Origin of the sequence: Pigmentiphaga sp. (assembly GCF_033795525.1) — a bacterium.
Classification (GTDB): domain Bacteria; phylum Pseudomonadota; class Gammaproteobacteria; order Burkholderiales; family Burkholderiaceae_B; genus Pigmentiphaga.
In genome coordinates, this window is record NZ_JARYGM010000003.1 from 509136 (window position 1) to 533358 (window position 24223).

The 24223-nt window shown below is 65.7% G+C and carries 22 protein-coding genes; 9 read left to right on the forward strand and 13 right to left on the reverse strand.

The genetic code is table 11. The features are described from left to right. Positions 1 to 42 precede the first annotated feature (42 nt). Genes QHC78_RS10955 through QHC78_RS10975 form a run of 5 tightly spaced genes read right to left on the reverse strand, consistent with a single transcriptional unit; the run spans position 43 to position 6349 of the window. Complete coding sequence (locus QHC78_RS10955) at positions 43 to 1008, reverse strand: Bug family tripartite tricarboxylate transporter substrate binding protein (RefSeq protein WP_319744361.1); 966 nt, start codon at positions 1006 to 1008, stop codon at positions 43 to 45. Positions 1009 to 1055: 47 nt separating this feature from the next. Further along, positions 1056 to 2129 carry a CobW family GTP-binding protein gene (locus tag QHC78_RS10960; RefSeq protein ID WP_319744363.1) on the reverse strand — a complete coding sequence of 358 codons (1074 nt, stop codon included), beginning with the start codon at positions 2127 to 2129 and terminating at the stop codon, positions 1056 to 1058. After that, positions 2126 to 2512: a hypothetical protein gene (locus QHC78_RS10965; protein ID WP_319744365.1), complete on the reverse strand. Its 387-nt coding sequence runs from the start codon at positions 2510 to 2512 to the stop codon at positions 2126 to 2128. Before QHC78_RS10965 ends, QHC78_RS10960 begins: the two co-directional genes overlap by 4 nt. After that, the gene (locus QHC78_RS10970) at positions 2502 to 4241 is read right to left on the reverse strand and encodes a hydantoinase B/oxoprolinase family protein (RefSeq protein ID WP_319744367.1); all 1740 of its coding nucleotides are present in this window, start codon (positions 4239 to 4241) and stop codon (positions 2502 to 2504) included. Before QHC78_RS10970 ends, QHC78_RS10965 begins: the two co-directional genes overlap by 11 nt. 14 nt (positions 4242 to 4255) lie before the next feature. Beyond that, on the reverse strand, positions 4256 to 6349 hold the full coding sequence (locus tag QHC78_RS10975; RefSeq protein WP_319744369.1) for a hydantoinase/oxoprolinase family protein: 2094 nt from the start codon (positions 6347 to 6349) through the stop codon (positions 4256 to 4258). A gap of 176 nt (positions 6350 to 6525) precedes the next feature. On the opposite strand from QHC78_RS10975, the gene QHC78_RS10980 reads away from it, so the two are divergent. The 4 genes from QHC78_RS10980 to QHC78_RS10995 all read left to right on the forward strand — a co-directional run bounded on the left by QHC78_RS10980 (position 6526) and on the right by QHC78_RS10995 (position 11107). Beyond that, positions 6526 to 7440: a LysR family transcriptional regulator gene (locus QHC78_RS10980; protein ID WP_319744372.1), complete on the forward strand. Its 915-nt coding sequence runs from the start codon at positions 6526 to 6528 to the stop codon at positions 7438 to 7440. A gap of 108 nt (positions 7441 to 7548) precedes the next feature. Then, a complete protein-coding gene (locus tag QHC78_RS10985) occupies positions 7549 to 9060 on the forward strand; it encodes a helix-turn-helix transcriptional regulator (protein ID WP_319744374.1) in 1512 nt (503 codons plus the stop codon). Positions 9061 to 9256: 196 nt separating this feature from the next. Further along, positions 9257 to 9931 (forward strand): histidine kinase dimerization/phosphoacceptor domain -containing protein, encoded by a 675-nt coding sequence (locus QHC78_RS10990; protein WP_319744375.1) that lies wholly within the window; start codon positions 9257 to 9259, stop codon positions 9929 to 9931. Positions 9932 to 10177: 246 nt separating this feature from the next. Next, positions 10178 to 11107: a tripartite tricarboxylate transporter substrate binding protein gene (locus tag QHC78_RS10995; RefSeq protein ID WP_319744378.1), complete on the forward strand. Its 930-nt coding sequence runs from the start codon at positions 10178 to 10180 to the stop codon at positions 11105 to 11107. A 36-nt stretch (positions 11108 to 11143) separates the two neighbouring features. Here QHC78_RS10995 and QHC78_RS11000 read toward each other — a convergent pair whose 3' ends face one another. Both QHC78_RS11000 and QHC78_RS11005 read right to left on the reverse strand, forming a co-directional pair. Further along, on the reverse strand, positions 11144 to 12061 hold the full coding sequence (locus tag QHC78_RS11000) for an alpha/beta hydrolase (RefSeq protein ID WP_319744380.1): 918 nt from the start codon (positions 12059 to 12061) through the stop codon (positions 11144 to 11146). After that, positions 12062 to 12967, reverse strand: coding sequence for a ferritin family protein (locus tag QHC78_RS11005; protein ID WP_319744381.1), 906 nt, complete (start codon positions 12965 to 12967; stop codon positions 12062 to 12064). A 128-nt stretch (positions 12968 to 13095) separates the two neighbouring features. Here QHC78_RS11005 and QHC78_RS11010 point away from each other — a divergent pair, with 128 nt between their 5' ends. The 5 genes from QHC78_RS11010 to QHC78_RS11030 all read left to right on the forward strand — a co-directional run bounded on the left by QHC78_RS11010 (position 13096) and on the right by QHC78_RS11030 (position 19793). Beyond that, positions 13096 to 13992 carry a LysR family transcriptional regulator gene (locus tag QHC78_RS11010; protein ID WP_319744383.1) on the forward strand — a complete coding sequence of 299 codons (897 nt, stop codon included), beginning with the start codon at positions 13096 to 13098 and terminating at the stop codon, positions 13990 to 13992. Between the two features lie 292 nt (positions 13993 to 14284). Further along, entirely contained in the window at positions 14285 to 16834 is a 2550-nt protein-coding gene (gene nirB / locus QHC78_RS11015; protein WP_319744385.1) for a nitrite reductase large subunit NirB, read from the forward strand. After that, complete coding sequence (gene nirD / locus QHC78_RS11020; protein WP_319744387.1) at positions 16834 to 17184, forward strand: nitrite reductase small subunit NirD; 351 nt, start codon at positions 16834 to 16836, stop codon at positions 17182 to 17184. The genes nirB and nirD overlap by 1 nt, the downstream gene beginning before the upstream one ends. Positions 17185 to 17223: 39 nt before the next feature. Continuing rightward, positions 17224 to 18036, forward strand: a complete 813-nt coding sequence (locus QHC78_RS11025) for a formate/nitrite transporter family protein (RefSeq protein WP_319744389.1) — start codon at positions 17224 to 17226, stop codon at positions 18034 to 18036. A 26-nt stretch (positions 18037 to 18062) separates the two neighbouring features. Beyond that, entirely contained in the window at positions 18063 to 19793 is a 1731-nt protein-coding gene (locus QHC78_RS11030) for a bifunctional protein-serine/threonine kinase/phosphatase (RefSeq protein WP_319744391.1), read from the forward strand. A gap of 58 nt (positions 19794 to 19851) precedes the next feature. Here QHC78_RS11030 and QHC78_RS11035 read toward each other — a convergent pair whose 3' ends face one another. The 6 genes from QHC78_RS11035 to QHC78_RS11060 form a co-directional block, all read right to left on the reverse strand. Beyond that, the gene (locus QHC78_RS11035; protein ID WP_319744393.1) at positions 19852 to 20445 is read right to left on the reverse strand and encodes a hypothetical protein; all 594 of its coding nucleotides are present in this window, start codon (positions 20443 to 20445) and stop codon (positions 19852 to 19854) included. A gap of 94 nt (positions 20446 to 20539) precedes the next feature. Next, positions 20540 to 21484 (reverse strand): NAD(+) diphosphatase, encoded by a 945-nt coding sequence (nudC, locus tag QHC78_RS11040; protein WP_319744395.1) that lies wholly within the window; start codon positions 21482 to 21484, stop codon positions 20540 to 20542. A gap of 80 nt (positions 21485 to 21564) precedes the next feature. Continuing rightward, complete coding sequence (locus QHC78_RS11045; protein WP_319744397.1) at positions 21565 to 22353, reverse strand: sulfate/molybdate ABC transporter ATP-binding protein; 789 nt, start codon at positions 22351 to 22353, stop codon at positions 21565 to 21567. After that, complete coding sequence (gene modA, locus QHC78_RS11050) at positions 22350 to 23099, reverse strand: molybdate ABC transporter substrate-binding protein (protein WP_319744399.1); 750 nt, start codon at positions 23097 to 23099, stop codon at positions 22350 to 22352. The genes QHC78_RS11045 and modA overlap by 4 nt, the downstream gene beginning before the upstream one ends. A gap of 10 nt (positions 23100 to 23109) precedes the next feature. Beyond that, positions 23110 to 23787: a molybdate ABC transporter permease subunit gene (modB, locus tag QHC78_RS11055; protein ID WP_319744401.1), complete on the reverse strand. Its 678-nt coding sequence runs from the start codon at positions 23785 to 23787 to the stop codon at positions 23110 to 23112. A 69-nt stretch (positions 23788 to 23856) separates the two neighbouring features. Beyond that, complete coding sequence (locus tag QHC78_RS11060; RefSeq protein WP_319744403.1) at positions 23857 to 24216, reverse strand: winged helix-turn-helix domain-containing protein; 360 nt, start codon at positions 24214 to 24216, stop codon at positions 23857 to 23859. Positions 24217 to 24223 lie beyond the last annotated feature (7 nt).

Below are 24223 nucleotides of genomic sequence, written 5' to 3' on the forward strand. Positions count from 1 at the left end.
GGATTGCGAAAGCTGTCAAGCAGGGAGAACTCCCCCGCCGGGTCAATCGATACGGATATCCGCGTTCTTGATCAGCTTGGCGTACCGGGCGTTCTCCGCGCGCACATACGCGGCGAATGCCTCCGGCGCGGAGCCCTTGCCGACGAAGGCCTGCTCGTTCAGCGTCTGTTTAACGCGTGGCGATTCGATGGCCGTGACCACCGCCGCATGCAATGTGCGGACGATATCGGCGGGCAGCCCGGCAGGGCCCCATAGCCCGTACCAGGAGACCATCTCGAATCCCGGCAGGCCCGATTCGGCCACGGTGGGAACCTCGGGCAGCGAAAGCAGACGCTGGGCACTCGTCACCGCCAGCGCCTTGGTGCGGCCGGCCTTGACGGGCGGCAGGGACGAAGGCACCGCGTCGATCACTGCGCTGATGTGCCCGCCCATGAGGTCGGTCAACGCTGGTCCCGTGCCTTTGTACAGCACGATGGGTATATCGGCCTTGGCCTCGTAACTGATGGCCGCCTCAGCCAGATGGCTGGCCGACCCTGCGGCCGAGGCGCCAAAAAAGTACTTGCCGGGCGCCTGCCGCGCAAGCGCGATGAATTCGCGCAAGTCCTTGGCCGGAACACCGGGGTTGGCAGTGATCAGCAGCGGTACTTCGCCCAGGTTGGTGATGGGCGTGAAATCCTTGTGGATATCGTAAGGCAGGGCCTTGAGCAGCAGCGGGCTGGCGGCGAAGGTGGAGGCATTGACCAGCAAGGTATAGCCATCGGCCGGCGCGCGCGCCACCGCCTCGCTGCCGATCGAGCCGCTGGCGCCGGCACGATTCTCGACCACGAAGGTCTGGCCCAGCTGCTGGCTCAGGCTGTCGGCGAAGACCCGTGCCACGGCGTCCACCGTTCCCCCCGGCGGATACGGCACGATGACGCGCACCGGGCGCTGAGGGTAGGCTTGCGCGCTGGCCGCCACGGCTGCGGCGCAGGCCAGCATGCCGGCGAAGTATCGAATGAATGCTTTCACGTCTGTCTCCTTTCCTTTGGTTTTGGTGATACGGGGCGGCGGTGTGTCTATCTGTGCTCGAAAATCCTCAGGGTTTCGTCGACCAGGTCGCGCTCGATGTCGCGGGTGATGAAGACGATGCGCGTGCGGTGATCGGCGTCGGGCCATGCCGGCAGAAACGCGTGGGGATGAAAAACATGCTGCACGCCATGGACGACCACGGGCCTGCCGGGATGCTCGATGACGTTGACGATGCCCTTGACGCGAAGCAGGTCGGGACCGCGCAGCGTCGCCAACATCGCCAACCAGCGCTGCACGCCCGCCCACGACACTGGCTCGTCGCGGGTAACCACGTAAGAACGGATGCGGTCGCCATGGCGGATGCGGTCGTGATGATGGGAGTCGCTGCCGTGGTGGTGGTCCTCGTCGCCGTGGACATGCCCGCGATGGCTATCGCTATCGGATTCGTAGGCTTCCGCGCGGAGCCACCGCCGCAGGTGCGGGCCGGACCCGGGGCTTTCCGCGGCCAGCCAGTCCTGTGCTGCTTGCGGCACCTCCTGGGCGGGCTCGACCGCGGCCCCAGGGTTGATCGCGCGAAGCTGGCGGACGAGCCCCTGCACCGCGTCCGCGGACATCAGATCGGTCTTGGTCAACACCAGCCGGTCGGCCACGGCCACCTGCTTCTGGGCTTCCCGGTGCGTGTCCAGCGTTCCCGCTCCATTGCAGGCATCCACGGTCGCCACGACATGGTCCAGACGGTACCGCCCGCTGACGGCCGGCTCGCTCATCAGCGTATGGAGAATGGGCGCCGGGTCCGCCAGGCCGGTGGTCTCGATAACCGCGCGCCGCAGCGCCATGCCCTGGCCGGCCAGCCGTTCGTCGAGCCGGGCAAAGGCCTGCACCAGGTCGCCTCGTATGGTGCAGCATATGCAGCCGTTGGCCAGCAGCACCATGTCCTCGGCGCTTTGCTCGAGCAAATGATGATCGAGGCCGACTTCGCCGAACTCATTGATGATGACCGCCGTATCGCGCAGGGCGGGCGTGGCCAGCAGGCGATTCAGCAGCGTCGTTTTGCCGCTGCCCAGAAAGCCGGTCAAGACCGTCACTGGAATGCGTTGGTCGTCTGGATGGATGCGCGTCATGAGCTTGCTCCCGGCCGGCCATCGCGCGCCGGGCCATGCAGGCGTGCGAATGAGGTGAGCGTGCGGTCCAGCCGGGCGAGCACCCATGCCGCGGCGTCTGCCGGGACGCCGGCGCCGGCTGCCGCAAGCTCGCCCAGCACGGCCGCGACGGCGCCGTCGCCAGCGGCCGCATGCCGGTCGAGCAAGGCGCACGCATCGGCCTGGCCCAGGCGCTCGGCCTCGGCACGCAGGTAGTCGATGATGTCGCGTTCGAAATCCTGCAGGCGCAGCGTCACACCGCCGATGCCGCATGCACACGCGCCGCCCATGGATACGTGCTGCAGCGCCAGGTCGCTCCACAGGCGCAGCAGCGCGGACGCGTGCACGGGGGCTTCAGGCGGCATGGCCGCCCCGCCGCAGCGCTTCGGTGACCGCACAGTCCACCGTTCCTTCGGTTGTCAGCGCGACGCCATAGATCTGGCGCGCCGTCTCGGCACTGACATACCCTTCGCGTACGTCCTCGGCCACCGCCTCGGGATCGCGCCCACGCGGATCGCCGAAGCCGCCGCCGCCCCCGGAGAGCATCTTGTAGGCATCGCCCCGCTCGAGCCGGACGTTGAAGATCTTGGCGTTCGGCATGCTCTCGTCCCACTGCTCCTGTTTGCGGATGGCGATGCCATTGCCAGCGGCCTCATGGCCGCCATGCAGTCCCCACGGCTTGCAATGCATGCGGTCGATACGGGTCGTGACCGCAAAGGGCGACAGCGCCTGCACCACCATCTCGGCACCCAGGCCGCCGCGATACTTGCCGGCACCGCCGCTGTCGGGGCGAATGGCGTAGCGCTCGACCAGCACCGGATACTTGGCCTCGAGCTGTTCGGTGGGGCTGTTGTGCGTATCGCCGTCATTGATGCAGACGGTGACCGAGACGCCGTCCTCGCGCGACTTGGCGCCCCAGCCGCCGCCCAGAGGGCCGATGCCGACGATGAACAGCCGCCCGTCCTCGGGCGAAATGCCGTGGATGTTGGGAAACACCAGATCGGCATGGTGCCCGGCGATGACACGGTCGGGTATGGCCGGGGCAAGCGCCTTGAAGATGGTGTCGATGACAGTCATGGGGAAGGTCATCCAGACTCGCATCGGATACGGGCGCTCGGCACTGATGACCGTACCCATCGGCATGACCACCTTGAGCGGCCGGAAACTGCCGTCGTTGACCGGATAGTCAGTGGGCGTCGTCAGGCACTTGAACGCGACCTGGGCGCAGGCGATGCCGGTCGTGAAGCCGGAATTGTAGAAACCGCGGACCTGCCGGCTGACGTCCGACAGATCGATGGTCATCTCGTCCCCCTGCTTGATCACCTTGACCCGGATGGGAATGCGCCGGCCCACGTCCACACCGTCGTCGTCCATGTAGGACTCGGCCTCGTAGGTGCCGTCGGGAATGCTCAGGGTATTGCGCCTGGCGACGGCTTCCGACTGGTCCATGATCTGGGCGATCGAGGCCTGCACCGCATCGGCGCCGTAGCGCTGGACCAGCTCCAGGAAGCGGCGCTCGCCGGTCGTGATGGCGGTGATCTGGGCGCGCAAGTCTCCCAGCGCGCGTTCGGGCAGGCGCACGTTCATCGCGATGATGTCCACCAGATCCTGGTTGACCACGCCTTCGCGCCGATACTTGACGATGGGAATCTGTATCCCTTCCGAGAAGATGTCGGTCGTGACCTGCCCCAGCGTCCCGCCCACGTCCAGCCAGTGCGCCATGCAGCAGGTGAAGGCGACGATGCGGCCTTCATGGAACACCGGCATGGTGAAGGTGAAGTGATTCAGGTGGCTACCCGTAACGTAGGCATCGTTGGTTACCAGGATGTCGCCCGGGCGGATGTTGTCCAGGCCGAAATGCCGGATCTTGGCCTTGACCGTCTCGGACATGCCGCGGATGAACATGGGCAGGCCCAGGCCGATGGAAACCGTCTCGCCCTTGGGCGTGAACAGACCGACGGTGAAATCCAGCGCCTCGTAGATGATGAGGTTGTAGGCCGTCCTCATCAGATTGGTCTTCATTTCCTCCGTAACCGCCAGCAGACCGTTGCGGACGATCTCCACCGTCACCGGATCGACGGTACGTTGTTCCATGTCTCGCGCATTCATCAGCGTTCGCTCCCGATGGCCACATGCAGGTTGCCGCAATCGTCCACGGTCAGTGCATCGCCCGGCTGGACGACGGTCGTGGACGCGTGTTCTTCGATCAATGCGGGGCCCGGGATGCGGTTGCCGGCCAGCAAGGCATCGCGGCGGTACACGGGCGTCTGCACATGGCCGTGCGTGCGGAAGTACACGGGCTTGTGCGTGCGCAAGGCGCCGTCGGGCGGCAACTCGGCGCCCGCCCCCACCGCATGGCGTGGCGGCTTGCGCATCACGCCCAGCACCGTGACGCGCAGGCTGACGATATCGGCCGGCTCGGACGGCGCGCAAGTGCCATAGCGCACGGCGTGGACATCGTCGAAATGCCGTTTGATGGCGTCGCGGTCCTGCCGCTCGAAAAATACGCGGGGCAGGTCGACGGTGACCGCGTGTTCCTGGCCTACATAGCGCATGTCGGCCGAACGCTCGATGACGATCTGGTCGGGCCGGACCGCCGATGTGGCGATAGCCGCACGGCCTTCCTCTTCCATGGACGCATACAAGGCCTCGATCTCGTCGAACGACAGGTCTTCCAGGCGGCGGAACACCGAACGCACATAGTCGTAGCGCAGGTCGCTGAACAACATGCCATAGGCCGAGAAATAGCCGGGCGCATAGGGAATCAGCACCCGCCGTATGCCCAGTTCACGGGCGATGGCCGAGGCGTGCAGCGGGCCGGCGCCGCCGTAGACCACCATGGTGAAGCTGCCGGCATCCAGGCCGCGTTCGGTCGTGACGGCCTTGACGGCATGCGACATCGCGGTCACCGCGATACGCAGGATGCCGTCGGCCGCCTGTACCGTCTCCAAACCCAGCGGCCCGGCGATGCGCGCTTGCATGGCCGCGTGCGCGGCGTCCAGGTCGAGCGGCATGTCGCCGCCCAGGAAGTGCCCGGCATCCAGGCGCCCCAGGATCAGGTTGGCGTCGGTCACGGTCGGCTCCGTGCCGCCACGCCCGTAGCAGACCGGGCCCGGCATGGAGCCCGCGCTCTGGGGACCTACCCGCAGCGAATTGCCCAGTTCGACGCGCGCAATGCTCCCCCCTCCCGTGCCGACCTCGAAAATATCCATCATGGGAATCTGGATGGGCAGCGCCTTTTCGTAGCCCCCGATCAACGCACTTCCCGTGGTAAGCGGCCGGCCCTCGCTGATCACCCCGGCCTTGGCGGTGGTCCCGCCCATGTCGAACGCGATGGCATCGGGCAGGCCCAGCTGGGCGCAAATAGCTTGTGCGCCGATCACCCCGGCGGCCGGTCCCGATTCGAGCATGCGCACGCAATCGCGGCGGGCATGCTCGAGCGGAAACAGGCCGCCCGTGGACTGCACCGCATAGAAGTCGCCGCCAAAGCCGTGCTCGGCCAGGTGGGTTTCCAGCTGCCCCAGATAGGCGGACACCCGCGGCCCGACATAGGCGTTCGCCACGGCGGTCGAGACGCGCTCGAACTCGCGGTACTCCTGCGACAGCTCGTGCGATGCCGTCACGAAGGCGTGCGGCAGTTCTTCCAGCAGGATTTCCTTCACGCGCTTTTCGTGTCCGGGCTTGCGGTACGAATGCAGCAACAGGACGGCGGCGGCCTCTACGCCCTGCGCCTTGAGTTCGCGCGCCACCTCGCGCACGCGCGCCTCGTTCAGCGGCTTGTGCACGCTGCCGTCGGCACGCAGGCGCTCTTCCACTTCGTAGCGCAGCGAGCGCTTGACCAGCGGCGTGTGCTTGGCAAAGAACAGGTTATAGGCGTCCGGACGGTTCACACGGCCGATCTCGTAGATATCGCGGAAGCCTTCGGTGATGAGCAACGCGGTCTTGGCCCCGTTACGCTCGAGCAGCGTATTGATGGCGATGGTCGAACCGTGCAGGAACAAATAGCCGTGGCGCAGGTCGACGCCCGCGCCGTCCAGCGTGTGCTGGATGCCTTCGACCAGCCGGCCATGGGTGGAGAGAGCCTTGCCGAAATGCAGGGTGCCCGCGCTTTCATCGAAGGCGGCCAGATCGGTAAAGGTGCCGCCGATGTCCACGGCGATGCGCAGGGGCGCCATCTCTGGCGCCAGGGTGGTTTCTGTCATGGTGATGGACGCAGTTCAGGTACCGGGCCGTGCTCGGCACCGTTGATCGGATGTCCGTACGCATCGCGCGATGTCGTAACGGTCCGCAGTGTAGGAAGCGCCGAGATATCTTCCTAGCCTTGAACCAGAGATTTCAGACATGCCAAAATTGTGATGTCCCTATCTACGCGGCAGCCATGAACCAGGCGGATCTCAAACTTTTCGTCGAAGTCGCCGAAGCCGGCAGTTTCACCAAGGTCGCCGCCGCGCGGATGACGGTGCAATCGCACATCAGCCGCCAGATCGGCAATCTGGAACGAGAATGCGGCGGACGGCTGTTCCGCCGCACCGGCCGCGGCGTGGTGCTGACCGAACTGGGCGAGCGCATCATCGCCCGGGTGCGCGCCTGGCTTAGCGACACCGACCAGCTGCTCCGCGAAATCCGGTCCACCTCCTCGGTGCCGATGGGCGAAGTACGGCTGGGCATTCTTCCGTCGGCCGCCCATCCGCTGCTCACCACGCTGTTCGGCCGCCTGCGCCAACGCTATCCGCTCATACGCCTGAATGTGCGCGAAGGCCAGGGCGGGGAACTGGACGCGCTGCTGGACGCGGGCCTGGTGGACATGGCGATTCTGTTCCGCTATCACAAACCCGCCAGCTCCGAAGAGCGGCTGCTTGCCACCGGCCATACCTACCTGGTCGCGCGGCCCGGCGATGCGCTCACGCAGGCACCCACCATCGACTTCGCCCGCCTGCAGAACCTGCCGCTGGTGGTGCCGCGTCGCCCGGCCCATTGGCGTGCCATCCTCGACGAAACCGCCCGCGCCAAGGGATTCGCGCTCAACGCCGTCATCGAGGCCGACTCCCTGACCATGCAAAAAGAACTGGCCGCCACGCAGTCGGTCTACGCCATTCTGGGGCCGTATTCCATCATGCAGGAACGCAAGCTCGGCACGCTGCAAGCCACGCGCATCGTCAACCCCGACCTGCGCCGTTTCGTGACCCTGGCGTTGCCGAAGTCCGGCGTCCTGACCAGCGCGGGCCAGGCCGTTTCCCTCGCGCTGCAGGAAATTGTCGAAGAGTGGGGCGGCGAATTGTGGCCGCGGGAATAGTGTCCTTCGTATACACTGGCTGCCAGCCCTTGCATCGCAACGGCCTTGCTCCAGATGGCGCGCCACCGCATCATCCGGCAATCGCCATCACGCCACCGAGACGGTCGGATGAGAAAAGCCCTCGAAAAGCCGCGCGTAGACCGGCGCCAGCTGCAACAAATCATCGCCGGGTTGTCCGAAGGCATCATCCTCGTGGATCCGGACGGCTCCATCGAATGGGCAAACGAAACCGCGCTGTCCGTGCACGGCGTCGACAAGCCGGCGGGGCTGGGCAAATCGGCCCAGGACTATATCGCGGCCTTTACGCTCAAGTATCGCAACAACCACGTTTTGACGCCCGAGCAATATCCGGTCATGCGCGTGCTGGCGGGCGAGCGGCTGCACAACGTGATCGTGGAACTCGCCAAGACGGACGACCCGGCTTTCCGGCGCGTCCAGCGGATACGCAGCCTCGTGCTGACCGACGAGGAAGACGAGCCGGAGTCGCTGGTGCTGGTGATCCAGGACGAAACCGAGCGATTCAATGCCGAAGACCGGTTCGAACGGACGTTCAATACGAATCCCGCGCCGGCCCTTATCTGCCGCCTGTCCGACCTGCGCTATGTGAAGGTGAATCCCGGCTTTCTGCAGATGACGGGCTTTGCGCGCGATGAAGTCCTGGGGTGCTCCGTGGTCGAGATCGACGTGCTGAACGAAGCCACCCGCCGCGAGGAAGGACTACGCTGCCTGCAGGAAGGCCGCACGATCTCGCAGATGGAGGCCACGCTGCAACTGCCGGACGGGCAGGCCAAGCTGGTCGTCGTCGCCGGCCAGCCGATCGAGGTGGGCGAGGAAGCCTGCATGCTCTTCACCTTCATGGACCTGGAGCCGCGCAAGGTAGCGGAAGATGCGCTGCGCCAGAGCGAAGAACGCTTCTCCAAGGCCTTCCGGCTCGCGCCGGTGCCCATGGCGGTCAGTTCGCTCGAGGGCTTGCTGCTCATGGACGTCAATGAGGCGTTTGTCGAAACCACGGGCTATGCGGCCGAGGAAGCCGTCGCCAGGGACCCGTCGGAGCTGCAGCTTTGGGCCGACGACCGCATGCGCCGCAAACTGAGGGAAACGCTCGAAGCGGGAGGCAGCGTCCGCAACGAGGAAGTGCGCCTGCGCACGCGCAATGGCGACATCCTGGACTGCCTCTTATCGGCCGAAGCAGTCACCATCCACGGTCAGCGTTGCGTACTGACGGCGATCCAGGACATCACCGATCGCAAGCGCGGCGAAGAAGAGCTGGTGGCAGCCATCGACACCGTCATGCGGGACGCATCCTGGTTCAGCCGAAGCGTCATCGAGAAACTCGCGCAGCTCCGCCGCCCGGAGGATACTCAGGCGCCCGCCGCGCAGTTGGCCGACCTCACGCCGCGCGAGCGGGAAGTGCTGGGACTCATGTGCGAAGGCACGGACAATGCCGGTATCGCGCGTGCCTTGAAGCTTTCGCAAAACACGATACGCAACCACATCGCTACGCTCTACAGCAAGATAGGCGTCCACCGCCGCAGCGACGCCATCGTCTGGGCCCGCCGGCGAGGCATTACCAGCTACGAGAAAGCGGCCACGCGCCACCGGCGGCTGCCCCGGACGTAAACCGGGAAAAAAATACCGGGGCAGCTAGTACGGGATCATCTGGCTGGCACGCTCCACGGGGGATAGAGTCATCCCTATAGCCCGCGCCTCGGCACGCAACGCTCAAGCGTCGTACCCGGGCCGCTCCATCACCGAGAAGACCGGCCGGCCTGCTGCGGCCAGGACCGGTACAGCGCATCGCCCGTTTCTGCCATATATGAAGAAGAGCGTACCGCCCAAGGACGATATCCCCGCTGGCCCGGACCTCGGCGCCGGCTTGACCGAACATGTTGCCGACCTCGGTATGCGGTTGCGCGAATTCCATCACAGTGTGCACAACGGGCTGAGTCTTCTGTCGAGTTCGCTGCAAGTGCAGGCGCGGCGCTCGAGCGACCCGACGGTCCGGCTGGAGTTGGGTATCGCCGTGAGCCGCATCGAGAGCCTCGTGCGCCTGCATGAGTACGCCTACGAACGTGATCCCGCACGCGCGCCGGAAGCCTCGGCGCACTTCACCAGACTCGTGCAACATCTGCAGACCGCGCTGATCGACCCGCGTTCGCCGCGCAGGCTCGCCTTCACGTCCGACTCGCCGATCCAGCTCGAGACCGATGAGTTGGTGTCGGTGACGTCGGTGCTGATCGAACTGATCACCAACGCCATCAAGTACGGCAAGGGCGACATCCGTTTATCGTTGCGTACAGGCCTCGCTTCCATCGCCCTGGCGATCGAAGACGAGGGCGAAGGCTTTCCTGCATCCTTCCAGCTGCCTGCCGATGCCGGCTTCGGGCTGCGCCTGGTTTCGCGCGTCTGTACTTGCAGCGGGGGCTCCCTGTCCATTGATCGTTCGGTCCCGTTCACCCGCGTCGTGGCGGTCATCGGGGTGCGGGGCTGAGGCTCCGGGTTGATATCGCAGCACGATCACCGATATGAATAAATAGTATTAATGCGTATGACTGCATCCGCGTATAGTTGATTCGTCGATGCCGCCCCCAGAGCGCGGCCGCAGGAGGAGACCAGGCCCGGTGAAGGCCGCGACGACGCGCCGCCGGTTTGTCCCTGGCAAAAAAGGTCTCGTCCTATGCTGAGCTGCCCATCCATGCTTCACCGACTCGCGGCGGCCTGTGCCCTGGTTAGTGCCATGGCCGCGGCCAGTCAGGCGCATGCCGCCGATTACCCTGTTCGCCCCATACGCCTTGTCGTCCCATTCCCGCCCGGCGGCTCGGCCGACGTGCTCGCGCGCCTGATCAGCCAGAACCTGTCAGGACAGATGGGGCAGCCGGTCATCGTGGAGAACAAGCCGGGCGCGGGGACCGCGATTGGCGCAAAGTTTGTTGCGGCCACTCCGCCGGACGGCTATACGTTGTTGTTAGGAACCGTCAGTTCACACGCGATGAACCCGGCGATGAGCGACGTCGGCTACGATCCCGTCGCGAGCTTCACACCGATTGCCCGGCTGGTATCGATTCCCTTCGTGGTGCTCGCGCATCCCTCCGTACCGGCCGGCAACATCAACGAATTGCTGGCGCTGGCGCGTGCCAGACCGGGTATCTTGAGTTATTCCTCCGCGGGCAACGGCACCTCGAACCACTTGGCGGGCGCACTGCTGGCAAACCTGTCGCACGTCGATCTGCTGCATGTTCCCTACAAGGGCAGTGCTCCCGCCCTCAATGATCTGCTGGCGGGCCAGGTGAACCTGATGTTCGACCTGCAATTGACGGCCATGCCGCATATCAAGGATGGCCGGGTCAAGGCGCTCGCCATCACGTCGGATAAGCGCAGCGCGCTGCTGCCCGATCTGCCCACGGTGGCCGAATCCGGCGTGCCGGGTTACGAAGCCTCTGCATGGTTTGGCATTTTCGGGCCGGCCGGAATGCCCGGGCCCGTCGTTGATCAGCTCAACGCCGAACTGGCCCGGCTGCTGGCCAAGCCTGAAGTCAAAGCACAATTGGCCAAGCTGGGGGCCGAACCCGTGCCGGATACTCCGGCGCACTTCGCCAGCTACGTGCAAAACGAAGCGGTTAAATGGGCCAAGGTAGTACGTACAGCCGGCCTGGCGGCCAAGGACTGAGCCCGCGCACGCCTGCTCGCCGCCAGAGACCGGCCCTCACGGGCAGGCGCGCGCGAAGAAATCGAGAATGGCTTCGCCAAGCTCTGTTTCGCCGGAATTGAAGTGCGCCATGATCGATACGTGATTGTGCAGCGGCATGGCGAGGTAGCGCGGCGCGCATCGCCTGGCCGCGCTCATCCGGTATGCGGTCTCGAGTCCGTACAAGTCCAGCAGCGGATTCTCGTACTCGGCGTTGACGATGAACGTCGGCAGGCTGCTGGCGGCCGCGTATGAGACTGGCGAACAACGTTCATACTGCCCAGTGTCGGTCCCGAAATAGGCCTGCACCCCGGCAGCGTTCGGATTCTCCGGCAGCACATCGGCGCGCATCCGCGCGGATATCAGTACCAGGCAGGCCAGGTGCGAACCGAGGTATCCCAGTGCCGGGTCGAAGGCGTACGACGCCGCATGGGTGCCTCCTGCGGAGTGGCCGATCAGGCAGATGCGCGTGGGATCGCCGCCATGGTTCGCGATGAAGGTTTGGACCCACGCGCATGCCATGGCCACATCAAGTGCGCCGCCGGGGAAGGGCGTCTCGGGCGCCAGCCGGTATTCCACGTTGACGCCAACGCAGCCTTGGCGTGCAAACCACGCCAGCACGTTGGCATACATCTGGGCATTGATCTCCTTGGCGCCGCGCACGAATGCCCCGCCGTGCACGAAGACGACCACCGGCGCACCGCGCGCGCCCTCGGGCCGGTAGATATCCAGAACCTGCCTGGCATGCGCACCGTAGGCCACATCCCGCCGCACGCTATAGCCTTCCTTAGGCGCGGCCGCCAGCCATGGCAGGTAGGCCTCCTTGACACGCTCTCCGCAACCGCGGATGTCGCCGGCCCAGCGCGGTCCGACCTCCTCAAGCAGGCGGCTCAGCGCATCGGGACGTCCGGGTACCTGGCGGCGCGGCGGCATCATTCAGCCTTTGCCATCGAGTTCGGGAATTTGGGGAATCTCCACGCCATACACCCCCACGTCCTCGCGGATCCTGCCGACGCCTTTCCTGATGATGTCGATTTCTTCGTCAGGATGCGTCGCCCCCAGGCCATATTCGGCGGCCAGCGCCCGCGCGCGGCCTGATCGTGTCCGTTCGTCGGCGGGCAGGTTCACGACTGCATAGACACCGCTGAGCAGGCTGCCGCGAAGCTTCTTCGCCACCTTGTTGCCCACCGTCTGTTTTTCTTCGGCGCTCAGTTCATTGAAGAAGCGCCGCATGATAATGCGACCGAACTGGATGTGGCGGGCCTCGTCGCGCAAAATCAACCGGCAGGCCTCCTTGATCGATTCGAAGCGGGCGTTCTCATAGCGGGCCTGCAGCAGCTCGCCCGAGAGCTGCTCGAACAGGGTATTGACGGACAGGCCTGCGAAAAAGCTCATCGCTTTCTCGTCCTTTTCATCGTGGAATTTGGGAATGATGGCCTTGAAGTAGTCCGCCCGCGGCGAAGGTTGGTAGCCGCCCAGCACCTCGGCGATGCGAAAGCTGGCCTCGTGATGCCGGAATTCTTCGGCAATGAAATTGGTGATGTGCTGTTTGATCTCGAAGGGCTGGTGCTGGAAGATCGAATCGAGCAGCCGTTCGGCACCGTAGGGCGTGGCGCCATGCTCCATCCAGGCGCGCAGGCTCCACCATTCCGCCCCCGCGGCGCGCGCTTCGGCCGGCAGGTCGGCGCCGGCAAGGTCCGAGTAGTCGATATCGGTTGCCGGGTCCCAGGCGAGTTCGCGAGCCTGCGTGCAAAGGCGCCAGACTTCGGGATAGCCGACTTCCGAGACGACAGGGTAGGGATTGGGGACGGTGACGACTTCTTCGAGCAGCGAAGGTTGCATGTTGACTCCAGTTCTCCAGCATAGGCGTGCCGAGCTATAAGCACTGGCCGGCCTGGCAACGATACGAGCGGCGCGTTGATATCTCCAATATTATTTATGGCATATCGTTATTCGATAAGCGAATCACCATGTTCGAACTCAAGCAGCTCCGCCAATTCGAGATCGTTGCCGAGGAACTGAATTTCCGCCGCGCGGCCGAACGGCTGCACATGTCTCAACCGCCATTGAGCGTATCGATCCAGAACCTGGAGCATGAAGTGGGAACCCGGCTGCTCGAGCGCAGCCGCCATCATGTCAAGCTGACGCCGGCGGGAGCGGTCTTTCTCAAGGAGGCCCAGCGCACACTGCGGCAAGCCAGGCTCTGCATCGAGCGCGCACAGCGTGCCGCCGACGGCATGGAAGGCTTGCTGAGGCTATCGTTCGTACCCAGCGCCGCGCTGGACCTGCTGCCAGTCCTGTTCAAGCGCTTCCAGCGCGAGTATCCAACGGTCCAGCTGCAGCTGACCGCCGAAACCACCGGGCGACAGGTAGAGGCGTTGCGGCGCGGAACCGTGGATCTGGCGCTGGTGGTCACCCCGCTCACCCATCAGAAAGGCCTGAAAGTCACTACCCTGCGTGAACAGCGCTTTGTGCTGGCCGTACCTGCCGAGCATGCGCTGTCGCAGCAGAAAAAGGTACGCATGAAGGACCTGGCCGAAGAGCCCTTCATTTCCTTTCCCGCCTCGGAAGGCCCGGGCTTCGTATCCGCGCTGCTCAACGCCTGCCAGCAGGCCGGCTTCTCCCCTCGCGTGGTACAGGAAGCGGCCCAGATGCAGACCGTGCTGACCATGGTGGCGGGGGGCCTTGGCGTCGCGCTGGTACCGGCAGCCATGCGCACCGTCCACATGCCCGATGTGGCCTTCCTGGATATTGCCGATACACGCACGCCGCCCGGCTACACCCTGGCCTTCGTGCATCAGGCGGACTCCGACAACCCCGTGGTAGGCGCCTTCTTGGCGGTGGTTCAGCGCACCTTCAAGCGCTGACCGCCGGTCGGCCGCATCCGGCACCGCCAAGGTGCGCCGCCGCACCCTGCACTCCGCTTTAGGGAACCATATTGGTGCGCCCACGCTTTTCCACTCTGCCTCCTGCCCGGGAGACCGCCTCCACAGCGGAGCTACCGGTGTTGGCACGCCTATTGCATTTTGAGGGGTAACCGGACTGCGGTCCGGCAAGACAACGTATCGAACCCCAGGCAACGGCGCCCCGGACCTCGCGGTCCAGGGCGCCGTTTTGTTTTGGCTCTGGGGAATCGGACAGCGCTACCCGGAATCGCCCATGAATGCAGCCAACACCCCTCTGCAAACCCTGATCATCGTCGGCAACGGCATGGTCGGTCACCACTGCGTCGAGCAATTGCTGGCCCAAGGCGCGCTCGAGCGCTATCGCATCCACGTCTTTGGCGAGGAAAGCCGGCGCGCCTACGACCGCGTGCACCTGTCGGAGTACCTCGGCGGCCGCGATGCGGAATCGATGGCCATGGGCGACGCCGCGCTATACCAGCAGCCCGGCATAACGCTGCATCTGGATGAAGCGGTTACCGGCATAGACCGCGATCGCCGCGAGATCATGACCGCGAGCGGCTCCCTTGCCTACGACAAGCTCGTGCTGGCGACCGGTTCCTATCCTTTCGTCCCGCCCATTCCGGGCGCGGCCGGCACTTCGCGCCTGGTCTACCGTACGCTGGACGACCTGGACCTGATCCGCGAAGCGGCCCGCGGCGCACGGCGCGGCGTAGTCGTGGGCGGCGGCCTGCTGGGGTTGGAAGCCGCCAATGCGCTCAAGTCGCTGGGGTTGGAGGCGCATGTGGTGGAGTTCGCCCCGCGCCTGATGCCGGTGCAGCTGGACGACTTCGGCGGCGCGGCCTTGAAGGCACGCATCGAGGCGCTGGGCGTGGGCGTGCACGTCTCGCGCGCGACCCAGGCGATCGAGGCGGGCGAAGCCTACCGCTACCGCATGCGTTTCGCGGACGAGTCCTTCCTGGAAACCGACTTGGTGGTTTTTTCGGCCGGCATCCGGCCGCGGGACGAACTGGCCAGGCAAGCCGGCCTGGCGCTGGGCGAGCGCGGCGGCGTGGCCGTCGATACGCATTGCCGCACCAGCGACGCCGACATCTATGCAATAGGCGAGTGCGCGTCGTGGAATGGCTGCGTCTTCGGCCTGGTCGCGCCCGGCTACCAGATGGCGCGCACCGTGGCGGCCGACCTGTGCGGCGCGGCGGGCCAGCCCTTTGTAGGCGCCGACATGTCGACCAAGCTCAAGCTGCTGGGGGTAGACGTCGGTTCGATCGGCGACGCCCACGGCACGACGCCGGGCGCGCGCAGCTACCGCTATATCGATGAAGCGGGTTCAGCCTACCGGCGGCTGGTGGTCTCGGCGGACGGCAAACAGATACTCGGCGCCGTACTGGTCGGGGACAACAGCTATTACGACACGCTGCTGCAGTACGTGCAGAATGGGATCGCGCCTCCCGAGGACCCATCCCAGCTCATTCTTCCCCAGGGCGAGGCGGCTCCGGCGCTGGGCGCCGACGCCCTGCCGGCCACGGCCACCATCTGTTCCTGCCACAACGTCAGCAAGGGCGCCATTTGCGAGGCCATAGCCGGCGGTTGCACCGATGTCGCCAGCATCAAGGCCTGCACTCGTGCGGCGACCGGCTGCGGCGGCTGCGCGGCACTGCTCAAGCAAGTGGCCGATCATGAACTGGCCAGCCGGGGCGTGGCCATCGACAAGAGCCTCTGCGAGCATTTCCCATATACCCGGCAGGAGCTCTACGACATTGTCCGCGTCGAGGGCCTGGAAACCTTCGAGGCGCTGCTGGCCCGCCACGGTCGCGGCGAGCTGGGCTGCGCGATCTGCAAGCCGGCGGTGGCATCGATCCTGGCCTCGTGCTGGAACCGGCCGATCCAGGAGCCGCACCTGGTGCCGCTGCAGGACACCAACGATACCTTCATGGCCAACATGCAGAAGAACGGCACGTATTCGGTGGTGCCGCGCATACCGGGCGGCGAGATCACACCCGAGGGGCTGATCGCCATCGGCGAGGTGGCCCGCAAATACAAGCTTTACACCAAGATCACCGGCGGCCAGCGCATCGACCTTTTCAGCGCGCAGCTGCACGAGCTGCCCGATATCTGGGCCGAGCTGATCGCCGCCGGCTTCGAGACCGGGCACGCCTACGGCAAGTCCACGCGCACGGTGAAGTCCTGCGTGGGCAGCACCTGGTGCCGCTACGGCGTGCAGGACAGCGTGAAGATGGCCCTGTACATCGAAAACCGCTACAAAGGATTGCGCGCGCCCCACAAGCTCAAGTTCGCCGTCTCGGGCTGCACGCGCGAATGCGCGGAAGCGCAGAGCAAGGATATCGGCGTGATCGCCACCGAGAACGGCTGGAACCTCTATGTGTGCGGCAACGGCGGCATGCGGCCGCGCCACGCCGAGCTGTTCGCGACCGACCTCGACGACGACACGCTGATCCGCTACATCGACCGCCTGCTGATGTTCTACATCCGTACCGCGGACCGCCTGCAGCGCACGTCGGTATGGCGCGAGTCGCTGGAAGGCGGGCTCGACTACCTGAAAGCGGTGGTCATCGGAGACAGCCTGGGGCTGGCGGCCGAGCTGGAAGCGCAAATGCAGCTGGTGGTGGACCGCTACGAATGCGAATGGGCCAATGCCCTGAGCAACCCGGAAAAACTCAAGCGCTTCCGCACCTTCGTCAACGACAGGCGCGCCGATCCCGATATCCGGTTCGTGGAAGAACGCGGCCAGCGCCGGCCGGCCGAGCCGGCCGCACGCGTCATCCCCATCGCCGAGGAGATCTCCTGATGTCATCCCGCGACGCTTTGCCCGCCCGCTGGCGCGTTGCCTGCTCGCGCCAGGACCTGGTTGCCCACTCCGGCGTCGTCGCGCTGGTCGATGGCGTACAGGTCGCGCTGTTCTACCTTCCCGGGAAGGACGGCGACATGGTCTACGCCATCGAAAACCGCGATCCCAAGTCCGGCGCGAACGTCATCGGACGCGGCATCGTCGGCCAACTGGGCGGCGACCTCGTGGTGGCGGCCCCGCTCTACAAGCAGCACTTCCGCCTGGCAGACGGCCGCTGCCTGGAGTATCCCGAGCAGCGCCTGCGTACCTGGCCCGCACGAATCAACGGCGCGGCCGTCGAGATCGGCTAAGCGCAACCGAACCCCCGTTTTCAATCACTGGAATCCATCATGTCCTATATCGTTCCATCCGAATTCGTCACCAAGATGGTCGACGCCGGCGAATCGAAGATCTACATGGCGACCCGCGACGCGCTGATCCGTGCCTATATGGCCGGCGGCATCCTGGCCATCGCGGCGGTATTCGCAGTCACGGTCACGGTGCAGACCGGCTCGGCCATCTTGGGCGCGGCCCTTTTTCCGGTCGGCTTTTGCATTCTCTATCTCATGGGTTTCGACCTGCTCACCGGCGTATTCGTCCTGACGCCGCTGGCGCTGTTCGAGAAACGGCCGGGCGTGACGCTGGGCGCTGTGCTCAAGCATTGGGGCGTCGTCTTCGTGGGCAACTTCCTGGGTGCGTTGACCGTGGCCGTGCTGATGGCCATTGTCTTCACCTACGGCTTTTCGGTTCCGCCGGGCAAGGTCGGCGAGGTCATCTCCCACATCGGCGAGAACCGCACGCTGGGCTACAAGGAATACGGCGCGGCGGGCATGCTGACCATCTTCATCCGCGGCGTGCTGTGCAACTGGATGGTGTCCCTGGGCGTGGTCGGCGCCATGATTTCCACGACGGTCAGCGGCAAGGTCATCGCCATGTGGATGCCCATCATGCTGTTCTTCTTCATGGGCTTCGAGCATTCGGTGGTCAACATGTTCCTGTTCCCGTCCGCGCTCATCATGGGCGGCAACTTCTCGATCATGGACTACATGATCTGGAACGAGATCCCCGTGGTGCTGGGTAACCTGGTCGGCGGCCTCTCGCTGACCGGCCTCACGCTCTACACCACCCACATGAAGACGGCGCCGCAGCGCAGCTTCAACTGATCGGCCCGGCCGCGATGGATGCGTCCGTGCAAGCGGTATCGCCCGGCCAGCTGCAAGTGACGGTGGGGCAGTACTCCGACCGCGGACGCAAGCCGGCCAACCAGGATTTCCACGGCCTGTGCATTCCGCAGGAGCCCTTGCTGGGCGCCAAGGGCATCGCCGTGGCGCTGGCCGATGGGATAGGCAGCAGCGATGTCAGCCACATCGCCAGTGAAACGGCGGTGGCCGGATTCCTGGAGGACTACTACAGCACGCCGGAGACCTGGTCGGTCAAGAAATCCGCGCAGCGGGTGCTGGGCGCGACCAATGCGTGGCTGCATGCCCAGACCCGCAACAGCGGGCACCGCGAGAACCATGACCGGGGCTACGTCTGCACCCTGAGCGTGATGGTGCTGAAGTCGGCCACCGCGCACATCCTGCATGTGGGCGACGCGCGCATCTACCGGCTGCGCGACGGCACGCTGGAACAACTGACCGAGGACCATCGGGTCTGGGTCGCGCACGACCGGAGCTACCTGGGCCGGGCGTTGGGGATCTCGCCGCACCTGGAGATCGACTACCACACACAGCGCCTCGCGCAGGGCGATGTCTTCTTGCTGGCGACCGACGGCGTCTACGAACACGTCAGCCCGCAGGACATCGTACAGGCGGCGAGCGCGCCGTCCGAAGCACTCGATGAGGCGGCGCGCGCGCTGGTACGCCTTGCCTATGAGAACGGCAGCACCGACAACCTGACGGTGCAGATCGTCCGGGTCGCGTCGCTGCCCGGACTGGAAGCGGGCGAGGTCCGGCAATACGCAAGGACTCTGCCGTGCCCGCCGCTGCTGCAAGCAGGCATGACGTTCGATGGCTTTCGCATCGTGTCGGAGCTGCACGCCAGCAGCCGCAGCCATGTCTACCTGGCCGAAGACGGCGACACCGGCGCGCGGGTCGTCATCAAGATCCCGTCGCTCGACCTCAGGCACGATCCCGCCTATCTCGAACGCCTGTTGATGGAAGAATGGATCGCGCGCCGCATGAATAGCCGCCACGTGGTCAAGGCATGGCCACCGGTGCGCGAGCGGCGCTACCTGTACACCGTTACCGAGTACATCGAAGGCCGGACATTGACGCAGTGGATGGCCCGGCATCCGCGTCCGGACCTCGAGCAGGTCCGCCGCATCGTCGAACAGATCGCCCAGGGCCTGCAGGCCTTTCATCGCCTGGAAATCGTTCACCAGGACCTGCGCCCGGACAACATCCTGCTCGACGCCGGCGGGACCGTACGCATCATCGACCTGGGCTCGACCAAGGTTGCGGGCGTCGTGGAGATCGCGCAGGCCGGCGATCCGCTGCAAATCCCCGGCGCCGCGCTGTATGCCGCGCCCGAGTATTTCCTGGGCGAGGGCGGATCGGTGCGCGCCGACATTTTCTCGCTGGGCGTGATCGCCTACCAGATGCTGACGGGCCGCCTGCCCTATGGTCCCGACATAGCCAAGACGCGGACGCGAGCGGGGCAGCGGCGGCTGGCCTACACATCGGCACTGGACGAAACGAGCGACCTGCCCGCGTGGGTAGACCGGGTCCTGGCCAAGGCTGTCCACATCGATCCCGGGCAGCGTTACCAGGAGCCGTCCGAGTTCGCGCATGCGCTGCGCCATCCGGATCCGGCACACGTCCGCGCCGTCCCGCTGGCCGAACGCAATCCGCTCTTGTTCTGGAAACTGCTCTGCCTCGTGCTGGCGATAGCGGTCCTGGTGCTGGCGGCGCTGCGCTAGAACGCCGCAGCGAGACCGCAGGCCTGGTGCAACAGGTGCGGCATAAGAACGCGACGCCTCAGACGATGGTGTCGAACATCCTCCAGATCCACGATATCTGGTAGACCAGCATGGCCGCCACCAGCAGGATGTGCACGCGGCGCCCGCGCGTCGCGATACCGACCATGCACAGCGCCACGAAGACCGGCGTGCGGATCATGTATTCATGGGCGAAGCGGGCGAAATGGGCTTCCCCCTTGATCAGGGTATCGACGATATCGAGGCAGAACGCGACCGCGAGCAGGCCAAAGAACCAGGCACGCCGGGCGAAGAAGTAATCCTCGTAGCCATCGTAGTCTTCCAGCGAATCCGGAAAGAGCAGCGTGCACAGCAGAAACAGGACGATGGCATAGACGATGATGAACAAATACTTGCCGAACGTCCATTCCGGCACGAGGTACAGGTTGAACTGCCACCACCAGAAGTGGACCAGCATCAGCAGCAGCCAGAATACCCAGGCTATGTGGACCGGATAGACGGGATAGTGCCGCGGATGCTGGACGATGCGGGAGAGGCCGGACAAGAGGCGAGTGACGCCTAGCCCGATGACCATACCCATGACGATGCGGATATGGGGAAATACGTCGTGTGCGGAGATTACGCCGTCAGCCATTGCCTTGTCCGAAGAACACGCGTGTATGCCGGGAAGCCAGGACGATTGTAGGGCCATACACTGCGCTTGCACACCCGTGGCGGGCGCCGTCGCGCTAGACCGGGGGACCGTCGCCTTCGACGAAGGCCTTGATCAGGTGGTGGGCGATGGCGAACGGCTGCGGGGCGGACAGCCCGTCCGGATGCGTGCCGGCCAGCATGCGCGCGAGCTCGTCGCGCGTGAACCAGCGCGCATCCTCCAGTTCGTGGCGGTCGACCACGACGTCGGTCGTGGCCGCGCGGGCAAAGCATCCGATCATCAGCGACGCCGGGAACGGCCATGGCTGCGAAGCGAAGTAGGCAACCTGCGCACAGTCGATGCCCGCTTCTTCCCGGACCTCGCGCCGCACCGCGTCCTCGATGGTCTCGCCGGGTTCGAGGAACCCCGCCAAGGCCGAATACATGCCCGGCGCGAACCGGGCCTGCCGCCCCAGCAGGCAGCGATCGCCGTCCACCGCAAGCATGATCACCACCGGATCGACGCGGGGAAAGTGCTGCGCCCCGCAGGCGTCGCAGTCGCGGCGCCACCCGGCCGACGACACGCGGCTGGGCGCGCCGCAATTGGCGCAATAGCGATGGCGATCATGCCAGCTCAGGACGGCCTTGGCGCCGCCGAGCTCGCCCAGTATGTCGGGCGGGAACAGGCCCCGGGCCGCGATGCTGCGCACGTCCACCAGCTCCAGTCCCGGGCGCGGCAGCGTGGATGCGGCAACGCTCGCGTCGAGCGAGACTGCGAACAAGGCACCGCCGCGGTCGTCCCGGCCCAGGAAGATTTCATACCGGACCGGGCCCAGGCCTGCCCAACGATCGGCCGGCAAAACTGCGCACGGACCCTCTCCCCCGAGTTCGAGCAATGGTACGTCGCCGACGAACACTACGAAGCGGGTAGCGGGATCGTGCCGGCAGGCCCGAATGAAGGCTTCATCGCCCCGCGACTCGGACAGGCGGTTCAGCGGATTGAAGCCAAAGCCGACGGCAGCGGAACGATCAAGGGTAGTCATGGAGGCGGGAAAACGGATAGCCGGGGACAGGCACGGCAGGTTCATCGATGGACGATTCTACCGCCGGCCGCCGGGCGAGCTCAGCGCGGCGCGTCTGACTCGTTGAGCAATTGCCTGAGCCGCTGCCGGGCCGGCGTATCGGCGGGCGTATCGTCACCGAGAGCCCGCCGCGCCATATCGCGGCTGCCGCCGGTGCGCAGGTCCACCTCGCGAACCACCTGGCCGTCCTGGTAGACGAAAGCCACCTGGGCCAGCTCCAGGACATCGTCGATATCGTGGGTGATCATCAGCACGGGGATCTTCCACTGGCGCGCCACCTCGGCCAGTTCCTTGCGCAGCGCGCCACGCAGCAAGGGGTTGAGCGCCGCGAACGGTTCGTCCAGCAGCAGGGCGCGCGGTTCGCAGGCAAGCGCGCGGGCCAGCGCCACGCGCTGCTGCTGCCCGCCCGACAGCGCGGCAGGGCGGCTATCGGCCAACGTCGAGAGGCCGAACCGGTTCATCAAATCCTCGACCCGTTGCCGCTCGCCGGCGGCAAGGCCGCGCTTGCGCCAGGAAGTCAGGCCGAAGGCGATGTTCTGCCGCACCGTAAGATGGGGGAACAGGGCATAGTGCTGGAACAGATAGCCGATTCGGCGTTGCGGCGGCGGCAGGTCGACGCCGCGCGCCCGGTCGAACAGCACGCGCCCTTCCAGTTGCACGTGTCCGGCCGACGGCCCGATCAGGCCCGCCATGGCCTGCAGGGTCAGCGACTTGCCCGATCCGGAAGGACCGTACAACGCGACGAAGCGCGCGTCGGTGCCGAAGCGCGCCGCCAGATCGAAGCGCCGCGCGCCTTCGCGCACCGTCAACGCGATGTCGACGTCGATCATGGTTTGCCGAACCCGTAGCGGGCCAGCGCTTCCTGTCCCGGCGCGGAAAGCAGGAAGGCGATGAAGCGGTCCGCCAAGGCGCGGTGACGGCTGCCCGCGGCGGCCGCAACCGGATAGGACACCGGATCGTGACCGCTCGCGGTCAGCACGATCTTCACCTTGTCGCGCATGATGGCCGCATCGGTCCGATAGACGAAGCCGGCATCGGCCTCGCCCCTGGCCACATAGTCCAGCACTTGCCGCACACTGTCGGCCTGTACCAGCCTGGACTGCAGCGGACTCCAGAGCCCGGCGCTTTCGAGCGCCTGCCGGGTGTAGTTGCCCACCGGTACGGTGGCCGGTTTGCCGATGGCGATGCGCTTGACCTCGCTGCGAGCCAGGTCCGGCAGCGACGCCACCGCCGGACCGCCCTGGAGCGGCGCAATCACAACCAGGCTATTGGCCGCGAAGTCCCGCCGCGTCGACGTGTCGACCAGCTTCTGCGCCGCCGCCCGGTCCATCGTGGCTTGGTCCGCGCTGGCAAGCACGTCGACCGGCGCACCCTGCGCCATCTGTTGCAGCAGGACGCCCGAGGCGGCGAAATTGAACCGCACCATGGTGCCTGGGTGGCTTTGCTCGAACCGCTGTCCGAGCTCCTTGAAGACGTTGGTCAGGCTGGCGGCGGCCGAAACCGTAAGCGCTTCGGCCGCCGCCGACAGCGGCAGGGCCAGGGCGAACAGCACGGCGGTAAGACGGAAGCGGGGCATGGCGCTCCTTTCAGCGTAGCGACAAATAGCGGTTACTGGCCACCAGGATGACGATGGAAATGACCGACGTGATAAGCACCAACAGCAGCGCGAGCTGGTCCTGCCCGGCCTGCGTGGCGTCGTAGATCGCCATGGAAAGCGTTTGGGTTTGATGCGGAATGGACCCCGCGACCATGAGCGAGGCACCGAACTCCCCCATGGCACGCGCGAAAGCCAGCAACGTGCCCGCCAGGATGCCCGGCCAGGCCAGCGGCAGCGTGACCCGGAGGAAGACGGACCAGCGCGACTGGCCCAGCGTACTGGCCGCCGCTTCCAGCGTGCGGTCTATGCCGGCGAAGGCGGCGCCGGCCGACTTCAGTACCAGGGGCAGGGCCACGACGGCCGACGCTACGACCGCGCCATGCCAGCTGAAGATGATGGTGTAGTCGAAGTTCTCGTACAGCCATCCTCCCAGTGCGCTGCGCCGTCCGGCGACCAGCAGGATGGCATAGCCGATGACGGTAGGCGGCAGCACCAGCGGCAGCATGAACAAGGACTCGACGACGGAGCTGCCGGGAAAGGGCCGGCGCGCGAACAGCCAGCCCAGTCCCACGCCGGCCACCAGGGCCAGCACCGTGGCCAGCGCGGCAACCTTCAGGGACAGAATGAGGGGAAACGCGTCGAACGTATCCAGCAGCGGTGTCGTCATATCCGGAAGAATACAACGAAAGCCGCATCGAACCATAGCGAATGGCGCGGCTTCCCGCCTACCGTTGTGTCAGTCCGCCAACATGCGCGTCATGGCCGCAATGTCGTCGGCGGCGGCGGCATGGGCCGTGGCCTCGATCCCGCGGTAAAGCCGGATGAGTTCCTTGCCGGCCTCGGTCACCACCGTACCGCCGCCACGCGCGCCGCCCACCGCACTCTCGACGGCGGGTTCGCGTAGCGCGCGGTTGAGTTCGTCGATCAACAGCCACGCCCGCCGATAGGACATGCCCATTTGCTGCGCCGCCGCGGTAATGGAACCGGCCTGCAGAATGGCTTCCAGCAGCGCGATCTTACCCGGCCCGATGGCGATGCCGCCGTCGCGGTAGACACGCAGCCGGAACTGGAATCGGGGCTGGGATGACGTAGCCATGGCATGC